Origin of the sequence: Arthrobacter castelli DSM 16402 (genome assembly GCF_000430705.1) — a bacterium.
GTDB lineage: Bacteria > Actinomycetota > Actinomycetes > Actinomycetales > Micrococcaceae > Arthrobacter_C > Arthrobacter_C castelli.
In genome coordinates this window covers 295560-321973 of record NZ_AUMN01000001.1, presented here as the reverse complement: position 1 = coordinate 321973, position 26414 = coordinate 295560, and the positions used below count along the sequence as shown (strand labels likewise).

At 64.2% G+C, this 26414-nt stretch carries 27 protein-coding genes; 10 read left to right on the top strand and 17 right to left on the bottom strand.

The window, feature by feature from the left end:
- Window positions 1–136: 136 nt before the first annotated feature.
- On the bottom strand, window positions 137–538 hold the full coding sequence (locus tag H535_RS0101665; RefSeq protein WP_035767926.1) for a hypothetical protein: 402 nt from the start codon (window positions 536–538) through the stop codon (window positions 137–139).
- A 202-nt stretch (window positions 539–740) separates the two neighbouring features.
- Here H535_RS0101665 and H535_RS0101660 point away from each other — a divergent pair, with 202 nt between their 5' ends.
- The 3 genes from H535_RS0101660 to H535_RS0101650 all read left to right on the top strand — a co-directional run bounded on the left by H535_RS0101660 (window position 741) and on the right by H535_RS0101650 (window position 3100).
- On the top strand, window positions 741–1331 hold the full coding sequence (locus H535_RS0101660; RefSeq protein ID WP_026818162.1) for an AAA family ATPase: 591 nt from the start codon (window positions 741–743) through the stop codon (window positions 1329–1331).
- Window positions 1332–1401: 70 nt separating this feature from the next.
- The gene (locus H535_RS22870) at window positions 1402–1914 is read left to right on the top strand and encodes a MarR family winged helix-turn-helix transcriptional regulator (protein WP_081416364.1); all 513 of its coding nucleotides are present in this window, start codon (window positions 1402–1404) and stop codon (window positions 1912–1914) included.
- Window positions 1862–3100 carry an MFS transporter gene (locus tag H535_RS0101650; protein ID WP_026818161.1) on the top strand — a complete coding sequence of 413 codons (1239 nt, stop codon included), beginning with the start codon at window positions 1862–1864 and terminating at the stop codon, window positions 3098–3100. Before H535_RS22870 ends, H535_RS0101650 begins: the two co-directional genes overlap by 53 nt.
- A 37-nt stretch (window positions 3101–3137) precedes the next feature.
- On the opposite strand, the gene H535_RS0101645 is transcribed toward H535_RS0101650, so the two are convergent.
- The 5 genes from H535_RS0101645 to H535_RS22865 form a co-directional block, all read right to left on the bottom strand.
- The gene (locus H535_RS0101645) at window positions 3138–4964 is read right to left on the bottom strand and encodes an MFS transporter (protein WP_026818160.1); all 1827 of its coding nucleotides are present in this window, start codon (window positions 4962–4964) and stop codon (window positions 3138–3140) included.
- A gap of 63 nt (window positions 4965–5027) precedes the next feature.
- Window positions 5028–5273 carry a hypothetical protein gene (locus H535_RS0101640; protein WP_026818159.1) on the bottom strand — a complete coding sequence of 82 codons (246 nt, stop codon included), beginning with the start codon at window positions 5271–5273 and terminating at the stop codon, window positions 5028–5030.
- Between the two features lie 22 nt (window positions 5274–5295).
- Complete coding sequence (locus tag H535_RS0101635; RefSeq protein ID WP_245580108.1) at window positions 5296–6513, bottom strand: cytochrome P450; 1218 nt, start codon at window positions 6511–6513, stop codon at window positions 5296–5298.
- Between the two features lie 158 nt (window positions 6514–6671).
- Window positions 6672–6815, bottom strand: a complete 144-nt coding sequence (locus H535_RS28830) for a type II toxin-antitoxin system VapC family toxin (protein ID WP_155838462.1) — start codon at window positions 6813–6815, stop codon at window positions 6672–6674.
- Window positions 6816–7047: 232 nt separating this feature from the next.
- Window positions 7048–7263 (bottom strand): FitA-like ribbon-helix-helix domain-containing protein, encoded by a 216-nt coding sequence (locus H535_RS22865; RefSeq protein WP_051298314.1) that lies wholly within the window; start codon window positions 7261–7263, stop codon window positions 7048–7050.
- Between the two features lie 142 nt (window positions 7264–7405).
- On the opposite strand from H535_RS22865, the gene H535_RS0101620 reads away from it, so the two are divergent.
- A complete protein-coding gene (locus H535_RS0101620; protein WP_026818157.1) occupies window positions 7406–8206 on the top strand; it encodes an SDR family NAD(P)-dependent oxidoreductase in 801 nt (266 codons plus the stop codon).
- 11 nt (window positions 8207–8217) lie between these two features.
- Entirely contained in the window at window positions 8218–9411 is a 1194-nt protein-coding gene (locus tag H535_RS0101615; protein WP_035767924.1) for an NAD(P)/FAD-dependent oxidoreductase, read from the top strand.
- A gap of 3 nt (window positions 9412–9414) precedes the next feature.
- Here the strand turns inward: H535_RS0101615 and nhaA are convergent, their stop codons facing one another.
- Both nhaA and H535_RS22860 read right to left on the bottom strand, forming a co-directional pair.
- Window positions 9415–10758: a Na+/H+ antiporter NhaA gene (gene nhaA / locus H535_RS0101610; protein ID WP_026818155.1), complete on the bottom strand. Its 1344-nt coding sequence runs from the start codon at window positions 10756–10758 to the stop codon at window positions 9415–9417.
- A gap of 95 nt (window positions 10759–10853) precedes the next feature.
- Entirely contained in the window at window positions 10854–11237 is a 384-nt protein-coding gene (locus H535_RS22860) for a PRC-barrel domain-containing protein (protein ID WP_051298312.1), read from the bottom strand.
- 111 nt (window positions 11238–11348) lie between these two features.
- Between H535_RS22860 and H535_RS0101600 the strand changes: the two genes are divergently transcribed.
- The 4 genes from H535_RS0101600 (at window position 11349) to H535_RS0101585 (ending at window position 14495) form a co-directional block, all read left to right on the top strand.
- The gene (locus H535_RS0101600; RefSeq protein ID WP_026818154.1) at window positions 11349–12434 is read left to right on the top strand and encodes an ATP-dependent DNA ligase; all 1086 of its coding nucleotides are present in this window, start codon (window positions 11349–11351) and stop codon (window positions 12432–12434) included.
- Window positions 12435–12542: 108 nt separating this feature from the next.
- Complete coding sequence (locus tag H535_RS0101595) at window positions 12543–12773, top strand: hypothetical protein (RefSeq protein ID WP_026818153.1); 231 nt, start codon at window positions 12543–12545, stop codon at window positions 12771–12773.
- Complete coding sequence (locus tag H535_RS0101590) at window positions 12774–13937, top strand: hypothetical protein (RefSeq protein WP_026818152.1); 1164 nt, start codon at window positions 12774–12776, stop codon at window positions 13935–13937. It abuts the gene before it with no gap.
- A 216-nt stretch (window positions 13938–14153) separates the two neighbouring features.
- The gene (locus H535_RS0101585; RefSeq protein ID WP_026818151.1) at window positions 14154–14495 is read left to right on the top strand and encodes a hypothetical protein; all 342 of its coding nucleotides are present in this window, start codon (window positions 14154–14156) and stop codon (window positions 14493–14495) included.
- Window positions 14496–14663: 168 nt separating this feature from the next.
- On the opposite strand, the gene H535_RS0101580 is transcribed toward H535_RS0101585, so the two are convergent.
- The 9 genes from H535_RS0101580 to murA all read right to left on the bottom strand — a co-directional run bounded on the left by H535_RS0101580 (window position 14664) and on the right by murA (window position 25641).
- Window positions 14664–16730: a xanthine dehydrogenase family protein molybdopterin-binding subunit gene (locus H535_RS0101580; protein ID WP_026818150.1), complete on the bottom strand. Its 2067-nt coding sequence runs from the start codon at window positions 16728–16730 to the stop codon at window positions 14664–14666.
- Entirely contained in the window at window positions 16727–17737 is a 1011-nt protein-coding gene (locus H535_RS0101575) for an FAD binding domain-containing protein (protein ID WP_026818149.1), read from the bottom strand. The genes H535_RS0101580 and H535_RS0101575 overlap by 4 nt, the downstream gene beginning before the upstream one ends.
- Window positions 17734–18354 carry a 2Fe-2S iron-sulfur cluster-binding protein gene (locus H535_RS22855; RefSeq protein ID WP_081416363.1) on the bottom strand — a complete coding sequence of 207 codons (621 nt, stop codon included), beginning with the start codon at window positions 18352–18354 and terminating at the stop codon, window positions 17734–17736. Before H535_RS22855 ends, H535_RS0101575 begins: the two co-directional genes overlap by 4 nt.
- 260 nt (window positions 18355–18614) lie before the next feature.
- A complete protein-coding gene (locus H535_RS22850; protein ID WP_081416362.1) occupies window positions 18615–20351 on the bottom strand; it encodes an MDR family MFS transporter in 1737 nt (578 codons plus the stop codon).
- Entirely contained in the window at window positions 20348–20989 is a 642-nt protein-coding gene (locus H535_RS22845; RefSeq protein ID WP_162144843.1) for a TetR/AcrR family transcriptional regulator, read from the bottom strand. The genes H535_RS22850 and H535_RS22845 overlap by 4 nt, the downstream gene beginning before the upstream one ends.
- A 342-nt stretch (window positions 20990–21331) precedes the next feature.
- Window positions 21332–22462, bottom strand: coding sequence for a D-alanine--D-alanine ligase family protein (locus tag H535_RS0101555; RefSeq protein ID WP_026818148.1), 1131 nt, complete (start codon window positions 22460–22462; stop codon window positions 21332–21334).
- A complete protein-coding gene (locus H535_RS0101550) occupies window positions 22459–23487 on the bottom strand; it encodes an NAD(P)H-dependent glycerol-3-phosphate dehydrogenase (RefSeq protein ID WP_026818147.1) in 1029 nt (342 codons plus the stop codon). The genes H535_RS0101555 and H535_RS0101550 overlap by 4 nt, the downstream gene beginning before the upstream one ends.
- Window positions 23484–24305: a lysophospholipid acyltransferase family protein gene (locus tag H535_RS22840; protein WP_051298309.1), complete on the bottom strand. Its 822-nt coding sequence runs from the start codon at window positions 24303–24305 to the stop codon at window positions 23484–23486. Before H535_RS22840 ends, H535_RS0101550 begins: the two co-directional genes overlap by 4 nt.
- 13 nt (window positions 24306–24318) lie before the next feature.
- The gene (gene murA, locus H535_RS0101540; protein ID WP_026818146.1) at window positions 24319–25641 is read right to left on the bottom strand and encodes a UDP-N-acetylglucosamine 1-carboxyvinyltransferase; all 1323 of its coding nucleotides are present in this window, start codon (window positions 25639–25641) and stop codon (window positions 24319–24321) included.
- Between the two features lie 313 nt (window positions 25642–25954).
- Here murA and H535_RS0101535 point away from each other — a divergent pair, with 313 nt between their 5' ends.
- The gene (locus tag H535_RS0101535; protein WP_155838461.1) at window positions 25955–26413 is read left to right on the top strand and encodes a hypothetical protein; all 459 of its coding nucleotides are present in this window, start codon (window positions 25955–25957) and stop codon (window positions 26411–26413) included.
- Window position 26414 lies beyond the last annotated feature (1 nt).

Genomic DNA, 26414 nt, shown 5'->3' with positions numbered 1-26414 from the left:
AAGGAACCGCAGGTGGCGGCACATACAGGTCCGGCGGGACAGCAAATTTCCGACCGTCCTGAACAATTGCAGGAGCCGAAAAAATCCGGGTGTTGAGCTCGACCGGGAGCTGGAAATGTTCGGCATACACACCCGATTACGGCCCGGCTGTTTGCCGGGGCTTTGGCCGGTGAAAGAGCGCAATCAAACCGGCAATCAAGGCAGGAATGTAAAACCACCCCACTGAGGCTGACCCAATGACAACGAAGCCAGCGAGAAGAATGATGCAAATCAGCGAGACCGCCCTCCATGCTCGTGCCGGCCAGAGCAGCGGGATCACTGTCAATATGAGCGGTATTGCCAGTGGGACGAGTACTGTCGCCGATTGCGCCTGCAACAGGGTGCGTCCTTCCAGAGTCTGTCCAGCTTCGCTTCCGGTTGTCGCGGTCATGACGGTGGGCGACAGAAGCAGCGCCAACGTTGCAGCTGTGGCCAGAATGAACGCCACGCCCTGTGCCACGCGCGCCGGCTCCCGGCCGGAGCCATTACCCATGGACATCAGTCCACTCTGCGTTACCGGGAACGTCAAGGAATCCGGCCGAACATCTTGCGGGGAGAATGGCATGCCAGCCCGGGCGCCGTTTCATTGACGGCTGCTCGTCTGCCGGATTCGCTGCGACGACCGCGTTTTCGAACGGTCGTCTATCCGCATCAAGGGGCGCGGGGAAGGATCTAGAATACTGGCCCTGTAAGAATGGGTTATGGCCTTCGAACGTTTTCCGATTCGTCAGTTGTTTGAAGATCCAGCGAATGTGCTCGACCGGCGCAGTTGGCCGGCGACTCTGCCAGCAGTGGCTCATTTGCTTGATCACGGGCTGGACTTGTCTCCTGCGACCGTGTTCGTAGGCGAGAACGGTTCCGGAAAATCCACACTGGTAGAAGCTATCGCCCTTTCCTACGGTCTTTCGCCCGAGGGTGGGTCGACCGGGGCACAACATACGACCCGGTCTACGGAATCCGAGCTTGCGAACCACCTGCAGCTGGTTCGCAACGCCGGAACAACACGTCGAGGCTATTTTCTTCGAGCAGAAACGATGCATGGACTCTTTACCTACCTTGAACTGAATCCAAGAGCGCCTCAACACGAACAAGATCTGACATTTCACCAAATGTCCCATGGTGAATCATTTCTGGAACTGGTCATGGATCGTTTCCGTGGGCGCGGACTCTGGTTGCAAATCCTGGAAGTGGGAAGCTGGGGCATACGTCCAAAGCCGTGGGACGAGCTGGATCTTGTGGCCAACTGGCAAGCATTTCTCTCCTCACCACAACGCTACTTGAAGCACCTGTAGTCGGTTGGGCTGCCACGATAGCCCGTCGACCATTTAACATTAGTTTTCCGAATAGTTAGACTATCTAACTATGAGCGCTGAGTCCTTGGAGTTGTCCCGATTGCTCCGGCCCTTGCTGCCCCGGCTCTACCACCTGATCAGACGGCGCAGCCCCGGCTGGGATATGACGACAGCGCAATCGTCGGTGATCACCACGCTGACCGACAAAGGCGCGATGCGGATGGGCACGCTGGCCAATCTGGAAGGTGTGCGGCTGCCCACGGCCACCAGTGTGGTCAATGGGCTGATCAAGTTGGGACTGGTGGAACGCCGCGCCGATCCCGACGATCGCAGGGCCGTGGTCGTCGATCTGACTACCCAAGGCCGCGCCGAGGTCGGAGAACTCGCCGAAGACCGCAACCAGTATTTCGCCCGGCAACTGGACAGGCTCACCGGCGAGGAACGAGCCGCACTCGAGGCCGCCGTACCTGCCATGACCAGACTGCTCGACCTGACGACCGACCGAGACCGAAGAGAGGCAATAGCCAACGATGAGCGCACCTGGCACAGCGCCGCAGAAATCCGATCACCCGAAACTCACTGACGCGCTGCGCGGCCAGCCCAAGGCGGTCTGGGTGACGGCGTTCGCCGCCGTCATCGCGTTTATGGGCATCGGACTGGTGGACCCGATCCTGAACACCATCACCGAGGAACTCAACGCCACGCCGTCGCAAACCACGCTGCTCTTCGGGTCTTACCTCGGCGTGCAAGTGATCGCCATGCTGCTTACCGGAGTCGTCTCGTACCGGTTCGGGGCCAAACGGACGCTGATCACCGGGCTGGTGCTGATCGTGCTGGCGGCCGGTGCCTGCGCGCTGGTCAACAGCATTGAGGCGCTGGTGTGGCTGCGCGCGCTGTGGGGGCTGGGCAATGCGTTCTTCATCGCCACCGCCCTGTCCGTGATTGTCGGGGCGGCAGCCGGCGGCCAGCAGGGAGCCATCCTTCTCTACGAGGCAGCGCTCGGCGTCGGACTTGCCGTCGGGCCGCTGGTCGGCGCCGTACTGGGCAGCGTCTCCTGGCGCGGCCCGTTCGCCGGCACCGCGGTGCTGATGGCCCTCGGCGTGGTGCTGTGCACCACCATGCTGGCCCAGGACGGACCGAAGGCGGAACGGCAGCCGATCCGCTTGGTCGACCCATTGCTGGCCTTGCGCAACCGCGACCTGCTGCTGACCTCTCTTGGTTCCGCGTTCTACACTGCCGCCTTCTTCGCCATCATTGCCTGGGCGCCGTTTGTGCTCGGCGAGGGCGCATTCTTCATCGGCTTTGTGTTCTTCGGCTGGGGTATCTGCGTGGCGGTCTCCGGCGTCGTGCTGGCGCCCAAGGTCGCGGCGCTGCTGGGCGAGCGCGGTGGTGCGGTGGCCGCCGTCGTCATCTATGCGCTGATCCTCTTTGCCATGGCCTCGGGCAACAAGGCCGTGGTGATTGTTGGCGTCATTGTGTCCGGGGTTTTCTCCGGCATCCTCAACACCCTGTTCACCGGCAGTGCGATGAGTGCCGGGTCCGGTCCGCGGGCCGTGAACAGCGCCGGCTATAATTTCCTGCGCTGGCTGGGCGGTGCCGTCTCGGCGATTCTGGTCGGCCACGTTGCCGTCTGGTTAGGCGACGTCGCGGCCCCGTTCCGGGTGGCAGGTATCTGCTGCCTGGTGGCCGCGGCGCTGCTGCTGCTCCGCCGGCGCTCTCCGGACCCGCACACCGTGCCCGACGACGCCGCGATTGCAGGTGCCGAGTAGCAGTTACCGTTCCTAAGATTGCGGGGTGGCTGGCGGCCTACTCCACAGGGCCGACTCTGTTCGGTCCGGCGCGGCGCAGGCGGCCTTCGTTCATGGCTTGCCGCAGCGCGCCCCGGAAGCGGCCGGGTCCCCAATAGCGCGCCGCGACGATCCTTTCCAGTTCCTGTTCGCTGACCACACCGACTTCCTGCACCGCATTGACCAGCGATTCGACTTCACGTTCCAAGGTCTCAGTATCATCCGGGCGGCTGGAAACCGACTGCCACGGCGCAAACAGTCCCGCACTTCCGGGCCCGGGCCGGAACCGCGAACTGCCTTCGCCTCCAGCGCCCGCCCCGGCGCCGGCCGATGTGCCGCCGTCAGCCCGGGTTCCGTCGTCGGCCGTCCCTCCGGCGTGCCCGGCTGCTGCTGCTTCGTCAGCTTCGGCAACGGTCAACGGCTCAGCCACGTCCTCCAACTTCGCTTGCTCTGCCTTCACCCCGAAGAAGATCTCCGCCACGCCGCCAAGCGTCATCACCGCCGCGCCGATCAGGAATGCAAGGGCAACCAGCGACCGCTCCCCAGAGCCGATGAGGACGCCGAAGAGCACCGGCCCGGTGATGCCACCGGCGGCGGTACCGATGGCATAGAAGAAGGCGATCGCCAAGGCACGGGTTTCCATCGGGAAGATCTCACTGACCGTCAGGTACGCGGCGCTCGCGCCGGAGGAGGCGAGGAAGAAGACACACACCAGCACCGCCAGGAACAACCATTCGCCTCCGACGCCGGCGACAAACAGCCATGCCAGTAACACCGTGATCAGTGCCGAGCCGATATAGCAGCCGGCAATCATCGGCTTACGGCCCAAGGTGTCAAAGAGTCGGCCCAGCAGCACCGGACCGGCGAAATTGCTCAATGCCCAAATAATGAAGAACAGGGGTACGCTCGCTGACGCGACACCATAGAACCCGCTGAACAAGGTGCCAAGGTTGAACGTCACGCCGTTATAGATGAATGCCTGGCCCACGAAGAGGGCAAAACACAGCACCGACCGCTTGGGATAGCGCTTGAAGGCGACCATGGCGATCTCGCGGAACGAAATCGTCCTGCGCTGCCGTACCGTCAGGGAATCCTCCGGCTCTTCAAGCCGCTGTCCAGTGTCCTCCTGGACGTCCTGCTCGATATCGCCGACAATCCGCTCGGCCTCATCCTCATAGCCGTGGATGAACAACCAGCGGGGGCTCTCCGGAATGTTCTTGCGGACAAACAGCACCACAAACGCCAGCACCACGCCAAAACCGAAGGCAAGCCTCCAGCCCAGGTCCTTGGGGAAGATGTCTGTGTCCAGGAAGAACAACGCGCTGGCCGCGCCGCCCGCAGCGCCCAACCAGTACGAGCCATTAATGATCAGGTCGATGCGTCCGCGCAGTCGCGCCGGTATCAGCTCGTCGATGGCCGAGTTGATCGCCGCATATTCGCCGCCGATCCCCGCTCCCGTGACGAAGCGGGCGATGTAGAAGTACCACGGCGAAAAGGCAAAGGCGGTAGCCGCCGCGGCCACGACATAGACCAGCAGCGTGATCATGAACAGCTTCTTGCGGCCGAATCTGTCGGTCAGTTGACCGAAGAACAAGGCGCCCAGACACGCACCGAGCACATAGATACTTGCGGCGATGCCCACTTGGCCGGCAGTGAGGTTGATCCCGCTGCCATTCTCGGTCAACCGTGCGGCGACGGCGCCGACCATTGTCACTTCCAAGCCGTCCAGGATCCACACACTGCCCAGGCCAATGACTACCAGCCAGTGGAACCTGGACCAAGGAAGCCGGTCCAACCTGCTGGGAACCTGGGTGGTGATCTTGCCCAGTTCGACGGTGCCGCTCATGAGATGCCACTCCCCTCTTCGCTGTTCCGGGCCAACGGCCCCCTCGGCGGAACATGATCCGGTTCAGTCCTTCCGGCCCCGCAATCTGCGCCACAGCCGCAATGGAAGCAGCCCGATAAGCGGGGCCCGGCGCCCCAGGTCGTCGGAGTCTTTCCGATTGAGCCCGCGGGCGAAGCGCTCAGCTTCGGCGGCCGTGGGATACGTCTTCTGTCCCCCGCCTTGGCCGCATCCGCGTTCGCATTCCCACGACATGACGGTCCCCTGCGCCGTGAAGTGGAGTCGGTGGCCAAGGACGCGGCAGGCAAACATGCAGGCAGGCTAGCACGGTGCATCATGTGGAACTCTTCCGGTAGCCGGGCGCCTGCAGAACGAACCCGCTGTTCGGCACCGCGGGAATCCGGTCGAGGCTGAACGTCAGGTCTTGTGCCGGAACGGTGAAGTCCGTTGTCGAGAGCAGCTGCGTTGCTTTCTTGATGAGTTCGACGGTGATGCGTTCGCCGGGACAGCGGTGCGATTCATCGACAATCCCCGCCCCCTGCGGTACCAAGGTGTATGGATTGTTGTCCCAGTCGTGGAACCGTTCGGGGCTGAAGGTCTCCGGGTTCTCCCGGATTCCACTGTGGTGGTTGGTGCCGTACAGATCGAGCAATACCCAGGTTCCGGCCTCGAACCGGCTGCCGCCGAAGCTGAATCCTTCCGTGGCTGTGCCGCCGACAGCTGGAAAGTATGGGAAGTAGCGGCGCACCTCCTGGGCGAAGGGCTCAAGGTTGACCTGCTCTCCGGATGCGAATCGTTCCTTCCATCCGGCATGCTGTTCGAGCGCGACGGCGGCGAAGACAATAAAACGTGCCACGGCAACAATCGGGCGGAGCACATTGAGCAATTCCACGGTGGCAGCGTCAGCCGACAGCAGTCCGCCGTCCTCGTCCCGGTAATCGGCAATGGTTGCCAGCGCGCTGCCCTCGGGTGGCCGCACTGTTCCGTCCCGGACGCCGTCAACGACTGACCGGGCCCACTTTTCCGTGCCGCGGCGCTTCAGCAACGCGTACCAATTCGCAGGACCGAAGGAGCCGGCCTGGTCGATCATCATCGAGAACTCCCGGGCCCGTTCGGTGACCTCGGGCTCCTGCAGCGGAATGCCCGCCCATTCGCAAGCCGTTTTGGTCAGCACCTTCCGGATCTGGTGGTGCAGCACGATGCGGCCAAACTGCCGCCACAAGCCCTCGTAGCTGTGCCAGGTCTGCTCAAAAATCTCCACCAGCCAGTCCAGTGAATCAACGGTCATCAGCGACATGAACATGGCTTTTCGATGCCGGTGAGCCTCGCCGTCGAGCGTCTGCACACTGCCTCGATCCTGCAACAGCCGGACGGTATTAGGTGGAAGCGCGCCGGCCCGGGTGAAGCGGTTGCCGTCGTAGAAGAGTCGTGCCGCCTCAGCACCGCGCATGCAAATCACCGGCCGTCCGGCAATCCGGGTGCGGAAAGCATCAGTGCCCAGCCGGTCGCAGCGGGAACTGATAAACGCATACCCGTCACGCAGAAATCCCACAGTACTGTCTGGAATGCTTAACGCCGGCACGCTCATGACAGATGCTCCAATCAGTGCGACTGCATGCAGTAAGCCTACTGTCTAATATCCGCCGGCGACAACAGGTCGGGGCCCGAGGGAGCAGGGATCACCCGCGTTGGCCAATGGATCGTCAGACCTCAGTCGACGACCTCGAACTGGACGGAGGTGCCGGGCGCGTTGGTTATTCTGCGATCGCAGGTCAACACGGTTGCCCCTAAAGCTTCCGCCAGAGCCACGTAATGAGCGTCGTAGGCGCTGAGATTATGCCGCAATTGCCACATCCGGGCAATCAGCGGCTCAGCCGGGTAACGGGAGACCGGCAGGTAGACAATATCCCGTACAGCCTCCGCCGCGCGGGTTCACCACGCGCGCACAACGCCCGCAACGTTTGCACACCCTCGATCGAACTCAGATAGGGAGTCGCCAACTGATCGGCTTCGGTGACACGCTGCGCCACCAACCTTCCCCTTTCCGTCCCCAGCAAATATTCAACAATCACCGAGGCATCCAGCACTAGCACGCCCGGTCGCGCTCTTCCCGAATAATCTCACTGACCGAACTTTCGAGTTCGACGGGCTCACGGGAGTTAATGCGGGTGGTCAACTCTTCGATACTGGGTGTTGCGGTGAGCGTATTGAGTTGGGCGAGAAGGTACTCGGACAGGCTCTGCCCGGCGGCAGCGGCGCGCACCTTGAGGACTTCATGGGTTTGCTCGGGAACGTTGCGCACTTAAAGGTGGACCATGCGTCTATTATCTGCCCATGCAGACTGCATGTAAACACCGGGAGGTTGGCCGCCGGACACCTAGTAAGTATGCTTTTCAATTAGGGTATGCTTGCCCGAAACCCACGCTTGAGCGAGGAGGCGGGATATGGATTTGAACATCTCCGGACGGCGGGCTCTGGTGACAGGGGCCGACTCCGGCATCGGACTGGCAACGGCACGCCGGCTGCTGGCCGAGGGCGCCACTGTGGTGATGACCGACGTCGGGCAGGAACGCCTTGATACCGCAGCCATCCAACTGGACGCCCCCGAAGGGAAGCTGCACGCGTTCGCGGCAGACATCACCAGCACGGAATCAGTGCAGGCGCTGGCCGAACATGTCCTCGCGGCGGTGGGCGGCATCGACATCCTCGTGCAGTCGGCAGGCATCCACGGTCCGGCAGGCTTGTTCCATGACATCTCCGAGGCCGATTGGCAACACACCTTGGACGTGAACCTGATGGGCCAGGTCCGGGTGCTGCAGGCGTTCCTGCCACAGCTGCGCGATGGCGGCTGGGGCCGGATCGTGTTTGTCTCCTCCGAGGACGCCGTCCAGCCCTACGATGACGAACTCCCCTACTGCGCCGCAAAGGCAGGAGTACTTTCGCTGGCCAAGGGGCTCTCGCGGAGCTACGCCGCGGAGGGGCTGCTGGTCAACACCGTCTCCCCCGCCTTCATCGCCACCCCGATGACCGACGACATGATGGACCGGCGGGCTCAACAATTGGGAACGGACCGTGACGGCGCGATCGCGTCCTTCCTGCCCGAGGAGCGCCCGTTCATCGAGCTCGGACGCCGCGGAACGGCCGACGAGGCGGCGGCGGTGATCGCGTTCCTCTGCTCGGACCTGGCCAGCTACGTCAATGGCGCTAATTACCGGGTCGACGGCGGCTCAGTCGCCACGATTTAGGAAGGACACCCATGATTCCCGAATTCGACTACCTGATCATTGGCGGTGGAATGGCTGCCGATGCCTCCGCGAAGGGCATCCGGGAGGTGGACAGCATCGGCACTATTGGAATTGCCGGCGACGACGTCGACCCGCCGTACACCCGTCCGGCGCTGACCAAGAAGCTCTGGACCGACCCGGAGTTCACCGCCGAGGACAACTGGCTGCACACCGCCTCCGAAACCGACGCGGAGGTGATGACCGAAACGGTGATCAGCGCCGTTAATCCCCATGAGCACACCGCAACGATGGACGACGGCGGCAGCATCCGCTATGGCAAACTGCTGCTGGCCACCGGTGGTCACCCCAAGAGACTCGACGTGCCGGCCGGTCCACGGTCGATCTACTTCCGCAGCTTCGCTGATTACCGCGCTCTCCGCCGGCTCAGCGGCAAAGACCGGAACATCGCCGTCGTCGGCGGCAGCTACATCGGCACCGAACTGGCCGCCGCGCTGGTGCAGAACGGCACCCGGCCGAGCCTGATTTATCCCGACAAGGTGCTCACCGGCTCAATGTTCCCGGCCGATCTGGCCGCCCGATTCGAGCGAACGTACGCTGAACACGGGGTGGAACTCTTCCCCGGCACGACGGTGACCTCCGGCAGGACCACGAGTGACGGCGTCGTACTCTCCCTTGATGACGGCAGCGAGCGATCCTTCGACGCCATGGTCAGCGGACTCGGCATCAGCCCCTGCATGGAGGTGGCCGAACAGGCCGGGCTGCAGGTCGACGACGGGATTGTGGTGGACGAGGGGTTGCGCACCAGCGTCCCGGATATCTATGCCGCCGGCGATGTGGCGAACTATCCCGACCGGATTCTGGGACGGCGGCGGATCGAGCACGTGGACAATGCCACGCTGATGGGCAGCGCGGCCGGTCGGGCCATGGCTGGCAGCAACGAGATCTACGATCATACGCCGTACTACTACTCCAACGTTTTCGACATGGCCTACCAGGCCGTCGGCACGGTCGATGCCTCACTGGAGATGGTCGAGGACTGGGCCGAGCCGCAGCGCAAGGGCGTGGTCTACTACCTCGACGGAGGCAATGTTGTTGCCGGCGTGTTGCTGTGGAATGTACCGGACCGGCTGGCCGAGGCGCGGAAGGTACTGGCCGACAACCAGCCGAAGGATGCGTCGGCGCTGCGCGGGGCGATCGGGATGTAGCAGTTACTCCCCGGAGTCCGTCTGGTGCCCGTCGGGGCTGTTGTCCTGGTTGGCCTTGGCCCCCTCGGCCTCTTCGATCCTGCGATACTGACGATTCCGCGCCAACAAAATCACCGAGGCCAGCAGTGCAGCCAGCACGGAGGCGACAAGGATACCCACCTTGGCATGAGCCGTCTCGATGCTGGCGGGGCCAAAGCTCAGCTCGGCAACCAGCAGCGAGACGGTGAAACCGATCCCGGCCAGGAGCGACACGCCCAGCACGTCAATCCATTTGAACGACGAATCGAGTTCGGCCCGGGTGCCCTTGGTCACGAGCCATGTAGTACCCAGGATCCCGATTGCTTTGCCGACCACGAGTCCCAGAATCACCCCGGCGCCGACCGGATCGGATACGGCGGAGACGAACCCGTTCCACCCGCCAATGGCCACGCCGGCGGAGAAAAACGCAAACACAGGCACCGCGAATCCGGCCGAGAGCGGGCGGAACCGGTGCTCGAAGATCTCCGACAGGCCCGGCCCTGCCCCGGGTCCGCCGCTTGCCTGGCTGCGAATCACCGGCACGGCGAAGCCAAGCAGCACACCGGCAACCGTGGCGTGAATACCGGAGGCGTGGATCAGGGCCCAGACCAGCACCCCGATCGGGAGCAGAATAAACCATGCTGCGGAGGCCTTGAGGCCAAAGAATCGGCGGAACCGCTGGGCCAGGAAGGTGTACACAGCCAGGGGCAACAGCGCCAGCGCCAGCGGCAGCAGCTGGACATTGTCGGTGTAGAAGAACGCGATGATGGAGATAGCCAACAAGTCATCCACGACCGCCAGCGTCAGCAGGAAGATCCGCAGGGCGCTGGGCAGATGCGATCCGATCACAGCCAACACGGCAACGGCAAACGCAATATCCGTGGCCGTGGGAATCGCCCAGCCGGACAAGGTCTCGGGAGTGGACAGGTTGATCAGCACGTAGATCACCGCAGGCACCACCACCCCGCCGGCCGCAGCCGCCACCGGGACGACGGCCTTCTTCAAGTCCCGTAGGTCCCCGGCGACGAACTCCTTCTTCAGCTCGAGGCCGACCAGGAAAAAGAAGATGGCCAGCAATCCGTCAGCGGCCCAGGCACCGAGGCTCAACTCGAGATGCCACGGCTCATATCCAATGGTGAAATCCCGCAAGGCGAAGTAGCTGTCAGCGGCCGGCGAATTGGCCCACACCACCGCGACGACGGCGGCGACGACCAGCAGTAAGCCGCCGACGGTCTCCTTCCTCAGGATCCGGCCGATACGCAGCGACTCAGCGGAACTGCGGCGGGCAGGTACGGACGGCGGGCTGTGTTCGGGCGAATGTTCAGCCATATAAGAGTGCTCCCGGGAAGGCTCGACGTTTGTACTCGCCGACCAGACTTCCCGGCTCACCAGAACCCACCCTACATTGCCGGACTTTTTGTGACCTAAGAGGAGTCTCGACCGTCCCCGCGCCCTACGTGCTTGCGCAACGCTGCGCTATTGCTTCCGGGGTGTTCGAGCCCGTAGTACGCGTACAGCTCGGATTCCTGCTGCGCGCTCAGATGTCCTTCGGCTTCGATCCGCGGGGCGCCCAGGACCATGTCCTTGCCGTAGGCGACGGCCACTTCGCCACCGTGCACCACCGCGCCCTTCACGGGAACGAAGGACTCAGAGGAGCCGAACAGGCCGGTTGCGGCAGTGACCCACTCCGGTTCGTTCGTCTGGTCGTCCAGATAGATCTGCCCGACCTTTCCGATCCTGGCGCCCTCACGGTCGACGATGTTGCCATTCTTTTCCAGAATGTCTTGAAGTGCCTGCATATTCACCATGAGGTTCTCCTGTGGTTCTCGCCGGGGCGGTGCATGCCTCCTCCACCTTACGGGGCAGGCCGGCCGTGCAGTAAGCTCGTGATTGATGCCACATCGCGTTACGCTGTGCGTGTGGACCTTCCAGTAATGCCCCCGGTGAGGCCAATGCTCGCCAAGCCGGTGAAGACAATCCCGGCCGGTCAAATCTACGAGCCCAAGTGGGACGGCTTCCGCGCCATCATCTTCCGCGATGGCGAAGAGGTGGAGATCGGCAGTCGAAACGGCAAGCCAATGACCCGCTACTTTCCCGAAGTTGTCACCGCTTTGAAGGCGAACCTGCCCGACCGGTGCGTACTGGATGGCGAGATCGTCGTCGTCGACCCCACCGGCAGCGGGCTGAACTTCGAGGTGCTGCAGCAGCGCATCCATCCGGCCGACAGCAGAGTGAAACTGCTGAGCAGCCAAACCCCCGCCAGTTTTGTGGCCTTCGACCTGCTGGCCCTCGACGACGAGGACCTGACAGCGCAGCCCATGGACCGCCGTCGTGCCCGCCTCGAGGACGCCCTCGCCGATGCCAGACCCCCTGTCTACATCACACCCGCCACCGACGATGTCGACACCGCCGCAGACTGGTTCAACCGCTGGGAAGGCGCGGGCCTGGACGGGATCATTGCCAAACCGCGCGAGTTGACATACCAACAGGACAGGCGGGTGATGCACAAGGTCAAGCATGAGCGCACGGCCGACTGCGTGGTCGCCGGTTACCGGTTGCACAAGGGTAGCGACGACGCGATTGGCTCGCTGCTGCTGGGCCTGTATGACGACGACGGTGAACTCTCGTCCGTGGGTGTGATCGGGGCACTGTCCATGGCCAAGCGGCGGGAGCTCTATGACGACTTTCAACCGCTGGTCACCAGTATCGAAGACCATCCGTGGAATTGGACCGAAGACATCAGCGCCGAAACCACCGCTTCTGGAGCCCGTTCGCCCCGGAAATCCGAAGGCAGCCGCTGGAACGCAGGCAAGGACCTGAGTTTCGTGCCACTGCGCCCCGAACGAGTGGTTGAGGTGCGGTACGACTACATGGAGGGCGACAGGTTCCGGCACACCGCTCAACTGGTGCGCTGGCGGCCCGACCGGGAACCTGAATCATGCACCTACAAGCAGCTCGAACAGCCCGTCGCGTTCGACCTGAACGAAGTACTGCCGCGCCGCTAGCGCCGCTCAGGTCCACTCTTCATCCTCGCTCAGGGCACACGCCCCCACCGGGAGAAAGCTGACCTTGGCAGGGTGGCTCAACCATAACGGTAAGGTTACTGTTTAATCATGGCTATCCACGAAGGCAGATACAAGGCATCCGAATCGGCTTCGAGCAAACATCCGGGCGACTGGGGGCGCGCGATGGCGCGGGCAATGGCCGGACTGGCAAGCCAGGCTGCGAAAGTCGACGGCGGGGCCGGACATGAGGATCTCTATGGCGAAGACCTGCATTTGGTCATCGTTGAAACCGACGACGGCGTACAGATCACCCTGTCCTGGGATCCGGAAGAGGAGTAGATGGAGCGACGCGCTGTTGGAATCGTCACTGACCCCGACCTGCCAAACGAGATAGCCGAGAGCATCGCCGGGGACTTGAAACAGGTGCTGACCGATTCAGTCTCCGACCAGATCGACTGGGACATCCAGGTTCAATGCGTGCCGTTGCCGCTCGATGAATACGGCGGAATTATCGTGTGGCGCAACAGCGATCGGATCAAACGGAAGAACGGCTGGGACATGATGGTGGCGATCACGGAGCTGCCGCTGCGCCGCGATAAACACCTGGTCATTTCCGAAGCCAGCCTCAGTCATCAGGCAGCCGTCATATCGCTTCCGGCCCTGGGGGCCCTCCGGCCGCGCCGTCACGTCGCGAACGCGATCATCAGGGTGCTGCGGGAGATGGTCGACGACGACCTGCAGCCCGACCGCAAGGTCTCCCGGCGGGCCAGCCCACGGTGGACCAAGCCGCTGGTCCAGTCCCCGGTGCGGCAGGCGACGATCTCCGGCCCCGGTGGCAGGACCTCCCATTTGGCTCTCCGGGGGCTGCGCGGACGGCTGCGTCTACTCTCCGGAATGGTCCGCATCAACCGGCCCTGGCTGCTGGTGCCCAGCTTGTCCAGCGCCGTGGCGGCGGCTGCCGCAGTCGCCGCATTCGGCATCTTCTATTCGACCATTTGGATCATGGCAGATTCGCTCAGCCCACTGCGGCTTCTGCTGATCAGTGCCATCACCATCGGTGCAATGGTGCTCTGGCTGATTCACTACAACAATCTTTGGGAAAAGCCAAAGGTCCATCGCGTCTCCAAAGACGCTTTCTTATACAACTCGGCCACCGTGGCCACCTTGCTCGCCGGGGTGACCTGCATGTATGTCCTGCTGTTCGTGGGGGCTTTCCTGGGGTCCTTTATTGTCATTCCCGCCGAATTTATGCAGACCCAACTCGAGCACCCTGTAACGTGGGCGGCGTACGCTCAGTTGTCGTGGCTGGCCACCTCGATGGGAACTGTGGCCGGAGCCCTTGGATCCAGCTTCGAGACAGATCAGGCGATTCGGGCAGCGACCTACGGGAGGCGTGAGCAGGAACGGCACGCCAAGATTGCCGACGACGAAGCGGACGACGAGGCAGAAGCCGGCGACGCGGACGAGGCGGGCCGCTCCAACCATGGCGGGGAGCAGAACTAAACTCCCCCGACGCCCATGGGCGACCTGCAGCGCCCTCCTTTTCACCACACCGGTCTACGATCTGTAGTATGGACTCCACGGTCAAGACGCGGCCCAATCTATCGCTTTTAGTACAAGCGGTTGGTGCTTGGGACCGCACCTACGGCAACCCCGCCGGACCCTCTGCGTCGCCCTATGCGCACCGCATATTCATGACGTGGACTGAACGGGGCATCAATGAGCACCACAGGTACCGGCGTGGCCGGCACCTCCACTTTGGAGCGCTTGCAGACCATGCTCCTCGGCACCGATGACGTGGAGAATTTCCTGGAAGAACTGACGCATCTGGCGTCCAGGAAGCTCGCGGGTCCTGACGATGAAGTCCTCTGCGGCGTCACTCTATTCAGGCACAAACATGCCGCCACCGTGGCCAGCAGCAGCGAACGCGCCCGTGCCATGGACCAGTTGCAGTATGAATTCGCCGACGGCCCCTGCTTGAACGCCGCGCGGAACGTGGCGGCGGAAGTGGTCGCTTCTATCAATCACGGTGAAGAACCCAGGACGCACTTCGACCCCTGACCGGCTCTGTGCGTCCGCCCAAGGAGTAATTGCGCCCCTTCCAGGTGCAAACAGGCCATATCGGGGCGTGGTTACTCCTCGCCCGAACGCGTGAGGCAGGAACCCGGCATCAGCACGCGATGGCGGGTACCGGCCACTGTCACAGAACCCGGGATCAGCTGTCGATACCTAAAGGAACTTATCGGGTGTCAGCGGCAGATCCCGGACCCGGATTCCGGTGGCGTTGTAGGTGGCGTTGGCGACGGCGGCAGCCGCCCCGACAATGCCGATTTCGCCGATCCCCCGCGCCCCCAGCGGCCCGGCGAGCGGATCCACTTCGTCGAGCCAGACGGCGTCGACGTCGGCAATGTCGGCGTTGGCGGGTACGTGGTACTCGGCGAAATCATGGTTGACGAAGCTTCCGAAGCGGGCATCCATCACGCTCTGTTCGTGCAGTGCCATCCCGATACCCATGGACATCCCTCCGATGAACTGCGAGCGGGCCGTGCCGGCGTTGATGATCCGACCGGCGGAGAACACCCCGAGCATCCGAGGCACCCGGACCTCGCCGGTGTCCACGTTGACGCACACTTCGGCGAATTGGGCACCGAAGGAGTGCATCGCGTACTCCTTCTGCGCCGAATCCCGAGGCGCCGCCGTCTGCACCTCAGCGCCGGGATCCGGTTCGACGCCGAACTTGGCGAGGAATTCGTCGGCGGCGGCGATGATTGCCGCGCCCCAGCTGGCAGTTCCGGACGAGCCGCCGGCTACCGAGGCGACCGGCAGCGCGGTATCGCCGATTTCCAGCCGAATCCGATGCGCGGAAACGCCCAGGGCATCGGCTGCGATCTGCGTCAGCGCCGTCCAGGCGCCGGTGCCCAGGTCCGCGGCGCCGATGTGCACCGCGTAGGTCCCGTCCGCGCTGTAGCTGACTTTAGCCTCTGAGAACTGGCGAAGAAACGGGTAGGTGGAGGCGGCCACGCCGAGGCCAACCCGCCATCGTCCTTGAACCCGCTGGCCCGGCCGCGCATTCCTCCGATCCCAGCCAAACCGCTTGGCTCCTTCGGCCAGGCAGTCCAGCAACCGCCGGGATGAGTAGGGTTTGCCGGTCTCCGGGTCGGACTCCGGCTCGTTGCGCACTCGCAACTCGATCGGGTCCAGTGCGCAGGCTTCGGCGATTTCGTCCATCGCCACTTCGGGGCCGAACATGCCCGGACACTTTCCGGGCGCGCGCATCCAGGACGGCACCGGAATATCGAGCCGCGCCAGCCGCTGGGTCACCTGGCGGTTGGGCGTGGCATACATCATCCGGGCCGGCTGGCCGCTTTCTTCGGTGAACTCTTTGATCTTGGAGGTCTGCTCCACCGCGTCCATCGCTACGGCGGAAAGCCGGCCGTCGTCGTCGGCCCCCAGCCGCACCTGCTGGATGGTGGGCGTGCGGTAACCGGCAACCGTGAACATCTGCTGCCGGGTCAACGCCAGTTTCACAGGCCTGCCGCCGCTGCGCTGTGCGGCCAAAGCGGTGAGCACCACGTTGGCATGCGGCAATCCCTTGGAGCCGAATCCGCCCCCGATATGCGGTGCGATGACGTGCACCTGGTCCGGCTGAAGGCCGAACACCGGGGCAATGGTCTGACGCACGGGGTGAGGACCCTGGGTGGAGTCGTAGAGGGTCAGCCCGCGCTCGTCCCACAGCGCGATGGTGGTGTGCGGCTCCATGGGATTGTTGTGCTCCGCAGGAGTGGTGTACGTCGCCTCGACCGTGTGCGCCGCTGCCCTGAGCGCGGTGTCCACGTCGCCGTCGAACGTGTCAGCCGTCGCGGCGTTGGGTTCAGTCAGCTGCGGATGATCGGCACGGAAGTCGGCATCGTGTTCTTCGGCTTCATAGTCGACGACGACGGCCGCGGCCGCCTGCCTTGCAACCTCCGGCGATTCGGCCAGCACCGCGCCGATGAACTGGCCACGGAAGCCGACCTCGTGGCCCTGCAACACCGCGAGCTCGGCGTCATCCGTGTTCGCCAGCCGCGGGGCATTTTCATGAGTGAGGACGGCGACGACGCCGGGCAAGGCTTCGGCTGCGCTGGTGTCGATGGAGACGATGCAGCCCAGCGCGATGGTGGACTGCACCGGGTGCAGGTGGAGCGGGTCCTGCACCGGTTGTTCGTAGGCGTAGGGAGCCAGGCCGCGGACTTTCGCCGGGCCGTCCTGGCGCACCATGGGCCGGCCGATTTCGGTTGATTCCAGGATTTCACTCATGCCACAGCCTCCGGTTCCACACCGGTCAGGTCCGCCAGCACGGCGACCATGGTGTTGCGGACCATCGGTATCTTGAACCCGTTGTCGCCCAGCGGATCGGCCTGTTCCAATTCTGCCTCGGCGGCCCGCCGGAAACTCTCCACCGACGGCGCGGCTCCGCTCAGTGTCTCTTCGGCCCGCGAAGCGCGCCACGGTTTGTGGGCCACGCCCCCGAGGGCGATGCGCGCATCGGTGATGCACGGTTCACCCTCGGCGGCGTCGACCTTGACCACGGCGGCGACCGATACCAGCGCGAATGCGTACGAAGCCCGGTCCCGCACCTTGCGGTACGCCTGCCGCCGAGGCGTCGATGCCGGAAGGTCGACGGCGGTGATCAGCTCGCCGTGTTCGAGCACCGTGTCGCGCTGCGGCTCGGATCCGGGCAGCCGGTGGAACTCCGCCAGCGGGATGCGGCGCTCCCCGGCTGCGCCCAGCACCACCACGGTGGCGTCGAGGGCCGCCATGGCTACAGCCATATCCGACGGGTGCACCGCGACGCAGCCGTCCGAAGCACCGAGAATGGCGTGGTACCTGGTGTAACCTTCCAGCGCCGCGCACCCGGACCCCGGCTCGCGCTTGTTGCACGCCATCGTGACGTCCTGGAAATACACGCACCTGGTTCGCTGCAGCAGGTTCCCGCCGGTGGTGGCCATATTCCGCAACTGCCCGGACGCGCCGGCCAGTAAGGCTTCGGCCAGCACCGGGTAGCGACGGCGGATCAACGGATGCGCCGCCAGGTCGCTGTTGCGGACCGTGGCACCGATCCGCAGGCCGCCGTCGTCGAGCTCCGTCACCTCATCCAGCGGCAGCCGGCTGATGTCGACCAGCAGCTCGGGATCCGCTACACCGAGTTTCATATGGTCAACCAGGTTGGTGCCGCCGCCGAGGAACTGCGCCTGAGGGTGACCGGTCACGGTGGCGACCGCGCTGTCCGCGTCGTCGGCGCGCTGGTAATCGAACGGGATCATCGTCCCTCCTCTCCCGACACGGAGACCTGGTACGAGGTCGGGGCATCGTCCTCACGCAGCACCGGCTCGTTGCGTTGCCGTTCGGCGCGGGCCTGCCTGATCTGTTCAGCCTCGGGGTCGGCGGCCTGCCGGATGGCCGCGACGATGTTGACATAGGCTCCGCAGCGGCACAGGTTCCCGCTCATCCGCTCGCGGATTTCTTCGTCGGTCAGTTCCACCGGATCGTTCAGGTTCGCACTGACATGGCTGGGGCTGCCGCGCTCGGCTTCTTCCATCATTCCGACTGCCGAGCAGATCTGGCCCGGGGTGCAGTAGCCGCACTGGAAGCCGTCGCGGTCCAGGAATGCCTGCTGCACGGGATGAAGTTCGTCGTCGGAGCCCAGCCCGGCCGCCGTGGTGACGTCGGCGCCGTCGTACGCCACCGCCAGCACCAGGCACGAAGTGACCCGGCGCCCATTGAGCAGCACCGTGCACGCCCCGCATTGACCGTGATCGCAGCCCTTCTTCGGTGAGGTCACATCCAGCCGGTCACGGAGGGCATCGAGCAGCGTGGTGCGGGTATCGACGGTGACCGGCCGCCGGTTGCCGTCCACATACAAGGTAATGTTCTGGTCCATGGAGCTTGACCTCCAGCGGTTCCTGTTTGGCCGGACGCACCCGGGCGCGCATGCATCGCCCGGACCGCCCTCATGGCAAGGGGGCTTAGCACGTAATCTATCCCAGCACCGCGGGGCGTACAACCACCGCCCGGAATTGGGCCACCCGAGCGTTATCCTCGGTTGTACTGCCAACCAATCATAAGAGCCGCCGCAAACCTTGCTTCGTCACACCAGATCCGCCGCGCGTTCCCGTGCAGGATCAGCGGGTTGCGGCAGGATCAGCGGGTTCCGGAACCGGCGCGCACCTGCGAGTGTTCGGCTTCGATCGGGTCGCCCATGGTGCCTTCACTGTCATCGCTCGTCCCGTCGCCGATCCCGTCACCGGTCCGATCGCCGATCCTGCGGCCGTCGTCCAGCCCTGAGCGCTGCCCCGCCGGCTGCCTGCCGTCGTCGTCCGCCGACTCCCCCGGCGCGGTCTTTGCGTCCCGGTCAATGGTGGTTGCCAGCGGAACTTCCTTGATGAAGGACAGCAGCACAATCGCGACGAGGGCAAGCGGCGCCATGTAGAGGAACAGTGGCGTCAGCGCCTCGTTATAGGACTGAATGATTGGCTCTTGGACCGCCGCAGGGAGGTTGTGGACGGCAGCGGGTGTCAGATTGTCCGCCCCGCCGGCCGAGTTAGCGGCACCGCCCGGCAGCTTTTCGCTGATCAGCGTGGTCAGGCGGGATGTAAAGAGGCTGCCGACGACGGCGGAGCCCAGCGATGCGCCGATCTGCCGGAAGTAGTTGTTCGACGCGGTGGCCGTTCCCACCTGGGAGTTCGGGAAGGTGTTCTGCACGATCAGCACCAGCACCTGCATGCTCAGGCCCAGCCCGATGCCGAGTATTCCGATAAACGCACAGAGCACCCACAGCGGGGTCTCAACGTCCAGCGTGGAGAGCAGGGTCAGCGCGATGCCGATAATTGCCGCACCGGTGATGGGCATCCACTTGTAGCGTCCGGTCTTGCTGATCACGAAACCGGAGCTGACCGATGTGCCCAGCAGCATCGCCATCATCGGGACCATCACGAATCCGGCCTGGGTGGCGCTCAGCCCGGTCGCCATCTGGATATAGGTGGGCATGTAGCCGAGGACACCGAACATGGCGACGCCGATCAGCAGGCCGGCACCGGTGGTGAGGTTGAAGTTCAACTTCCGGAACAAGTGCAGGGAAATGATCGGTTCGGCGGCGCGGCGTTCGATCATCACGAACACGATCGCCCCCAGCACCGTCGTGGCGAAGAGACCCAGGATAATGGGCGACGTCCACGCGTATTCGACTCCGCCCCAGGACGCGGCGAGCACCAGCGACGCGGTGGTGATGGCCAACACGCCCATCCCGGCAAAATCGACGCGCGGCCTGCGGTTGCTGCCTTGGGGCAGGTGCAGGAAGAAGACGGCGGCCAGCAGGGCCAGCGCGCCAAGGGGCAGGTTGATCCAGAACGTCCAGCGCCAGCCAATGCTTTCGGTGAACCAGCCGCCCAGCAGCGGACCGGCCACGGAGGAAACGGCGAAGACGCCGCCCATGATGCCCATGTACTTGCCGCGCTCACGGGCGGGAACGACGTCGGCGATGATGGCCTGGGAGAGGATGATCAACCCGCCGCCACCGAGGCCCTGGATGAGCCTGGCGACGATCATCCACGTCATGTTCGCGGCGAGCCCGCCCACGATGGACCCGGACATGAACAGCAGGATGGCCATGATCAGCAGGCTCTTGCGGCCGATCAGGTCCCCCATCTTGCCGTAGACCGGCATCATGATGGTCGAGGCCAGGATGTAGGCGGTCATGATCCACAACATCTGGTCCACGCCGTTGAGCTCGCCCACCATCGTGGGCAAGGCGGTGCTCAGGACTGTCTGGCTGAGCGATGCCAGCAGCATGGACAGCATCAGCCCGATAAAGAGCAGTATCAGCGCCGGCTTCTCCCTGGCTGTCGATTCGGCCGCTTGCGGTGCGGGACTCCGGGTCATAGGGCCTTCCTTAGGATTCTGCGAAAGAGTGTGGTGGCACTGTCCAGTGCCTCGAATTGTTCGTCGCGCCCGACCGGCGGACTGCCGCGCTGCATCGCGAACCGCATGGCGGCGCTGGCCATCATCACCAGCACACGCGCCGCCTCACTGCACGGCACATCAGACAGTTCGGCCCGCCACTGCCCGGTCTCTTCCAGCCGCTCTTCGACCAATTCAGCGACCAGGTCTTCGACCTTGGAGATATAGGAGAGCCGGCGCTGGACCAGTTCGGGATACCGTTCCAGGACTTCGAAGCGCCGGCTGGTGGCATTGTCGCCGCCGAAGGTGGACTGGCCGACGGTCATTAGCAGGGTCGACACACGGCTCAGCAGATCCCCGGTCAAGGCGAATCCGTCGCGCACTTCCTCGTCGATCTTCGGTTCCTGTAGACCGAGGATCGCGTCTTCCTTGCCACTGAAGTAGTTGAAGAAGGTCCGGGACGAGATGTTGGCCTGTTCCGCGATCGCCTCGACGGTCACTGCCTGCAGTCCCCTATCGAGGGTCAGGTCCGCGGCCACCTGATGGATGGTCGTCCACGTCTCGGCGCGCTTACGCTCGCGTAAAGGGAGGGAGGCGGTGTCGGTAGTTAGTTCGGGCACGCAACTATTCTGCCAAATTTCTGCACGAGTGCAAAGTTGCAGGAGTGCAATGTCGGCAAAATCACGTGTGGGTTCGGGTGCCCGGCCGGGCCTGCGGGGCTGCGGGGCTGCCACCCGTCCGGGCCTCCGGAGCTCCGGGGCCGCCCCGTCCGGACCTGGGACCACGGGGCTGCCACCCGTCCGGGCCCGGTACCCACGCACGACGACGGCGTCGCCCCTGCCCGCCGAAGTAGCCCCTGCGCCTCGAGGTAGCCCGTTGCAACCCGCTGACTCGCGGGTAACTACCTACGTCGGCGGGGTGCGGCCGGTCCCGGATCGGTTCGGGACCGCCGGGGGACTCCGCTACCGCAGGCCGGTGCGGCGGGTCAGGGCGAGGTGGATCAACTCGTCGATCAGTTCCGTGTAGCCGACCCCGGATTTCGCCCACATCTGCGGGTACATCGAGTTCGGAGTGAACCCGGGCATGGTGTTGATCTCGTTAATCACCACGTTGCCGTCGCCGGTGTAGAAGAAGTCCACCCGGGAGAGGCCCTCCGCCTCGACTGCGTCGAACGCCTGCACGGCCTGGGAGCGGATCTGTTCGGTGATGTCGCCGGGCAAATCGGCAGGACACGACAGCTGCGCTGCGGTGTCGTCCACGTACTTCGCCTCGAAGTCGTAGAACTCGTGCTCACCGTCGCGGGCGACGACGATCTCGCCCGGCATGCTGGCCCTGGATTCGCCCCCGTCACGGCCGCCCAGCACGGCGCACTCGATTTCCCGGCCTGTGACGGCTCCTTCGATCAGCACTTTGGGGTCGTGTTCCCGGGCCGCCTCGACCGCGGCAGCCAGCCCGCCGGCGTCGGACACTTTGCTGATGCCTACCGATGATCCGGCGCGCGCGGGCTTGACGAACACCGGAAATCCCAGCGACGCGGCCCGTTCCAGCGAGGCGTCCCGGCTCCGGCTCCATTGCCTGTCCGTGATGACTTCGTACGGCCCGACGCTCAGGCCGGCGGACGCGAAAATCACCTTCATGAAGTGCTTGTCCATGGACACGGCCGAAGCCAGCACTCCGGCGCCGACGTACCGGATGTCGGCCAGTTCGAACAGCCCCTGGATAGTGCCATCCTCGCCGAAGGGCCCATGCAGCAGAGGAAGCACGACGTCGATCTCCCCCAGGTGCCGCGGCATCTGTTCCGGCGCGACGGCGACGAGGCTGCGGTCGTCGAGGCTGTGTCCGACGGTCAGCGATTCGACCGACGCGGTCACTTCGGGCAGCGTCTGCGAGGTCAGCGACCACTGGGCGGGGTCGTCGGCGACCAGCGACCATTGGCCGTTCTTGGCGATGCCGATCGGGACGACGTCGTACTTATCCCTGTCGATGTATTCCAGCACGCCGGCGGCGGTGACGCAGCTGACGGCGTGCTCGGAGGACCGGCCGCCGAAGAGGATCGCGACCCGCGGTTTATGCCCGTTTTCAGCGGCGCTCATCGCACGCTCTCATGCTTCAGCTCCCGGGCCAGCAACAGCGGGCCCAGCTCGTCGACGGAGATCTTGCGCTGCAGCACCGCACACAGGGCTTCAGTGATGGGCATTTCGATCCCGCGCTGCCGGGCGGCGTCAAGCACCGGCTGGGCGGATTTGATTCCCTCGGCAGTCTGCGTCATTTCCTCGGCGACTTCCTCCAGCGTCAGTCCCTTACCGAGCAGCCGTCCGGCGGTGTGGTTGCGCGACAGCGGCGACGAGCAGGTGGCCACCAGGTCGCCCAGTCCGGCCAGTCCGGACATGGTTTCGGCGTGCCCGCCCAGTGCGATGGCCAGCCGGGTGGTCTCGGCCAGGCCGCGGGTGATCACTGAGGCCTTGGTGTTGTCGCCCATCTGCTTGCCTTCGCAGACTCCGACAGCCAGCGCGATAATGTTCTTCACGATCCCGCCGATTTCGACGCCGACCACGTCGGTGTTCGTGTAGGGCCGGAAATACGTCGTGGTGCATAGTTCCGCGGCCCAGCTGGCGACGTCGTGGTCGACACAGGCCACCACCGAAGCGGTCGGTTCCTCGCGGGCGATTTCCTTGGCCAGGTTCGGGCCGGAAATGACAGCGATCCGTTCACTTTCGAGCCCGAGCACCGACTGGATCACCTGGCTCATCCGGGCATCGGTGCCGACTTCCAGCCCCTTCATCAGGGAGACGACGACGGCGGTGCTGCTCAGGTGCGGAGCCCAGTCGGGCAGCTGGCTGCGCAGCGATTGCGCCGGCACGGCCAGAACCACCAGATCAGCGCCGGTGAGCACGGCGCCAACGTCGGTGGACGCGGTGATGTTTGCCGGCAGGTCGATACCAGGCAGGTATTGGGAATTGGTCCGCTGCTCATTGATCTCGGCCACGATTTCTTCGCGCCGACCCCAGATGCGGATCTGCCGATCAACCGGTGCTCCGGAGTCGGCGACCACCTTGGCGAATGTGGTGCCCCACGAACCTGCGCCGATCACGGCAATCGTTGGTGGTGCAGCCTTCATGCAGTGCTCCCTGGTTCCTGTCCTTCGCGTTTCGTCGCCGGGTCCACGCTACCTTGACCGGCGTCTTCGGCGCTGGACGTTTCCGCTTCGCGGCTGATGACCCGCCCATAGGCCGTCTGGTTCTTCGCCTTAGGATCCCACCGTTCCGGCGGTGCGGATTCGCCGCGCAGGTCTTCAAGCAACGCGGTGACGGCGTCCAGGATGACGTCGGTGGCTTGGTCCAGCGTGGCCTTGTCCAAGGGCCTGTCCGCGAAAGCCGATAAGTCCACCGGCTTCCCGGCCACCACCCTGACGGTCTTGCGGGGAAATGGGTGGATCCGTTTGGCGTAGCGGGGGAACAACTCCTGCGCACCCCAGTGGACCACCGGAACCACTGGAGCACCGGTCTCCAAGGCCAGCCGGGCAGCTCCGGTGCGTCCCTTCATCGGCCAGTAATCCGGATCCCGGGTCAGCGAGCCTTCCGGGTAAATGATGATGCCGCCGCCGTCGTCGAGCACCTCGCGGGCGACCGCCAGCGATCCCTGCGCCGCGCTGCCGCCGCGTTCGACCGGAACCTGCCTGGATTCCCGCAGCGCGGCTCCGAACACCGGGACCTTAAACAACGAGGCCTTGGTCAGGAAGTGCGGCATCACGCCGTGGTTGTAGAGGAAGTGTCCGACGACGACCGGATCAATCTCGGTCACGTGGTTGGGACACACGATGAAACCCGAGTCGGGCAGGTTCTCAGCGCCGGACCACTTCTTCGCCAGCAGCAGGTTCATCAGCGGCCGCAGCACAAACGCCAGCACCCGGAAGGTATTGCGGATCTTGGGTGTCATTCAGGTCCGGCCCTCAGCGGCTGGTCATGTCGAAGTCCGCTCCCAAAGCCTCAAGCTTCTGGGTGAAGCGTTCATACCCCCGGTTGATGACGTCGATGCCTGTAACGGTTGAGGTGCCGGTAGCAGCCAGAGCCGCAATCAGATGGCTGAACCCCCCGCGCAGGTCCGGAATGTCAATGTCTGAGCCTGACAGTTGCGCCGGCCCGGAAATGACAGCCGAGTGCAGGAAATTCCGCTGCCCGAAGCGGCACTGGCCCGAGCCGAGGCATTCGCGGTGCACCTGGATGTTCGCGCCCATCCGCACCAGTGCGTCGGTAAAGCCGAATCGATTTTCGTATACCGTCTCGTGCACGATCGACACGCCCTGGGCCTGGGTCAGCGCCACCACCAACGGCTGCTGCCAGTCAGTCATGAAGCCGGGGTGGACGTCGGTCTCCAGCACCAGCGGGGAGAGCTTGCCGCCCGGGTGATAGAACCGGATACCGTCGTCGCTGATATCGAACGCGCCACCGACCTTCTTGTAGGTATTCAGGAAGGTCATCATGTCTGTCTGCTTGGCGCCCTGGACATAGATATCCCCGCGGGTGACCAGCGCGGCCGATGCCCAGGAGGCAGCCTCGATACGGTCCGGCAGCGCACGATGGGTGTAGCCGGACAGCTCGCTGACCCCCTCAATCCGGATGGTGCGGTCGGTCTGCACCGTGATCAGCGCACCCATCTTCTGCAGCACGGCGATCAGGTCGATGATTTCCGGCTCCGTCGCCGCCCCGCGCAATTCGGTATTGCCCTCGGCGCGGACGGCGGTGAGCAGCACCTGCTCGGTGGCGCCGACCGAAGGGTACGGCAGCGAGAGCTTGGCTCCCTTGAGGCCCTTGGGCGCGGAGATATGGATTCCGGTCTGCTTCTTTTCGACGACGGCGCCGAACTGGCGCAGCACATCCAGATGGTAGTCAATGGGCCGATCGCCGATTTTGCAACCGCCCAGGTCAGGGATAAACGCCTCGCCGATGCTGTGGATCAGCGGGCCGCAGAAGAGAATCGGGATCCGGGAATCGCCGGCGTGGGCATCAATGTCGACCGTACTGGCCGTCTTCGCGTTCACCGGGTCCAGCCGAAGGTCGCCGGTCTCCGGCTCCTTCGCCACGTCCACGCCGTGAAGCTTCAACAGGTTCGTGACGACGTCGACGTCTTTAATCTCAGGGACGCTGCGAAGGTATGACGGCTCGGACCCGAGCAACGCCGCGACCATGGCTTTTGGAACCAGATTCTTGGCTCCTCGAACTTCAATGCGGCCGGCCAGCGGTACTCCGCCTCGAACGGTCAATACACTACTCATGGATACCCTTAACTCTGACGAAAACACCTCTGGCAACTACAAAGGCTTTACTAAGTGTAAGAGTTGGGCACATCAGAGATGAAATATAGCCGCCCGTGTCCCCGGCCAATTTGGCCTGATCCGCTTTCGGCCGCTCCGCAAGGCAGCGGGCCCGTGCGATGAAATTGTGCCGGCGTTGTGACGGGCGGGGCGGATGTGATGGATGGTGCGGACCATCGTCGTAAAGTACTCGACAGTAACAAAACGGTGTGGGTAATGTCTCAGACAAGGGTGAAGCAGCCGCCTGCCCGTGTACTACCGCCCGGAGTGTTTCGTGGAACATAAGCTTCGCGTACTCGTACGTTTCAACACCGATCTCAATTGCGCTGCGATTGAAGTCCGTGGGTGCCTCACTCGTCCGGGTTGTTCGGCGCTGTTGCCGGTCATCCGCCGCGCCCGGTCACTCTCCGGTGGAATGCGCGTGGTGGTGAACCTGCGCAAGGCCCGGCATATTGACGATTCCGCCCTGGAGCGGCTGCGGTTCCTGTGCGCCGAAGAGCCGCACCGTCCCGAAGACGCCGCCCAGATCGAGACACCAGCCGTGTTGCCGGAATGTCCGGCGGTCCGGGTGCTGCATAATTCCGACGCCGCCCGCCTCGCGTTCTTCCAGCGGAGCCCGTCAGCCCTCGGCGGCGAACCGGCGCCCCATGGCGCACCGATCCCGGACGGAACCGCCGAACAGCCGCACCCGCTGGAAGCGGCCGGGGCAGCTCCCGTGAAGCTCCTTCCATGAC

Excerpts from the sequence above, each read along its gene's own strand:
- H535_RS0101585 (WP_026818151.1), top strand. The coding sequence starts at position 14,154 with ATGAGCACCACAGGTACCGGCGTGGCCGGCACCTCCACTTTGGAGCGC.
- H535_RS0101650 (WP_026818161.1), top strand. The coding sequence starts at position 1,862 with ATGAGCGCACCTGGCACAGCGCCGCAGAAATCCGATCACCCGAAACTC.
- murA (WP_026818146.1), bottom strand. The coding sequence starts at position 25,641 with ATGAGTAGTGTATTGACCGTTCGAGGCGGAGTACCGCTGGCCGGCCGC.
- H535_RS0101590 (WP_026818152.1), top strand. The coding sequence starts at position 12,774 with ATGGAGCGACGCGCTGTTGGAATCGTCACTGACCCCGACCTGCCAAAC.
- H535_RS0101595 (WP_026818153.1), top strand. The coding sequence starts at position 12,543 with ATGGCTATCCACGAAGGCAGATACAAGGCATCCGAATCGGCTTCGAGC.
- H535_RS0101575 (WP_026818149.1), bottom strand. The coding sequence starts at position 17,737 with ATGATCCCGTTCGATTACCAGCGCGCCGACGACGCGGACAGCGCGGTC.
- nhaA (WP_026818155.1), bottom strand. The coding sequence starts at position 10,758 with ATGGCTGAACATTCGCCCGAACACAGCCCGCCGTCCGTACCTGCCCGC.
- H535_RS0101660 (WP_026818162.1), top strand. The coding sequence starts at position 741 with ATGGCCTTCGAACGTTTTCCGATTCGTCAGTTGTTTGAAGATCCAGCG.
- H535_RS22870 (WP_081416364.1), top strand. The coding sequence starts at position 1,402 with ATGAGCGCTGAGTCCTTGGAGTTGTCCCGATTGCTCCGGCCCTTGCTG.
- H535_RS22855 (WP_081416363.1), bottom strand. The coding sequence starts at position 18,354 with ATGGACCAGAACATTACCTTGTATGTGGACGGCAACCGGCGGCCGGTC.
- H535_RS0101580 (WP_026818150.1), bottom strand. The coding sequence starts at position 16,730 with ATGAGTGAAATCCTGGAATCAACCGAAATCGGCCGGCCCATGGTGCGC.
- H535_RS0101615 (WP_035767924.1), top strand. The coding sequence starts at position 8,218 with ATGATTCCCGAATTCGACTACCTGATCATTGGCGGTGGAATGGCTGCC.
- H535_RS0101665 (WP_035767926.1), bottom strand. The coding sequence starts at position 538 with ATGTCCATGGGTAATGGCTCCGGCCGGGAGCCGGCGCGCGTGGCACAG.
- H535_RS0101550 (WP_026818147.1), bottom strand. The coding sequence starts at position 23,487 with ATGAAGGCTGCACCACCAACGATTGCCGTGATCGGCGCAGGTTCGTGG.
- H535_RS0101620 (WP_026818157.1), top strand. The coding sequence starts at position 7,406 with ATGGATTTGAACATCTCCGGACGGCGGGCTCTGGTGACAGGGGCCGAC.
- H535_RS0101555 (WP_026818148.1), bottom strand. The coding sequence starts at position 22,462 with ATGAGCGCCGCTGAAAACGGGCATAAACCGCGGGTCGCGATCCTCTTC.
- H535_RS0101640 (WP_026818159.1), bottom strand. The coding sequence starts at position 5,273 with ATGTTTGCCTGCCGCGTCCTTGGCCACCGACTCCACTTCACGGCGCAG.
- H535_RS22840 (WP_051298309.1), bottom strand. The coding sequence starts at position 24,305 with ATGACACCCAAGATCCGCAATACCTTCCGGGTGCTGGCGTTTGTGCTG.
- H535_RS22860 (WP_051298312.1), bottom strand. The coding sequence starts at position 11,237 with ATGGTGAATATGCAGGCACTTCAAGACATTCTGGAAAAGAATGGCAAC.
- H535_RS0101645 (WP_026818160.1), bottom strand. The coding sequence starts at position 4,964 with ATGAGCGGCACCGTCGAACTGGGCAAGATCACCACCCAGGTTCCCAGC.
- H535_RS28830 (WP_155838462.1), bottom strand. The coding sequence starts at position 6,815 with ATGTGGCAATTGCGGCATAATCTCAGCGCCTACGACGCTCATTACGTG.
- H535_RS22850 (WP_081416362.1), bottom strand. The coding sequence starts at position 20,351 with ATGACCCGGAGTCCCGCACCGCAAGCGGCCGAATCGACAGCCAGGGAG.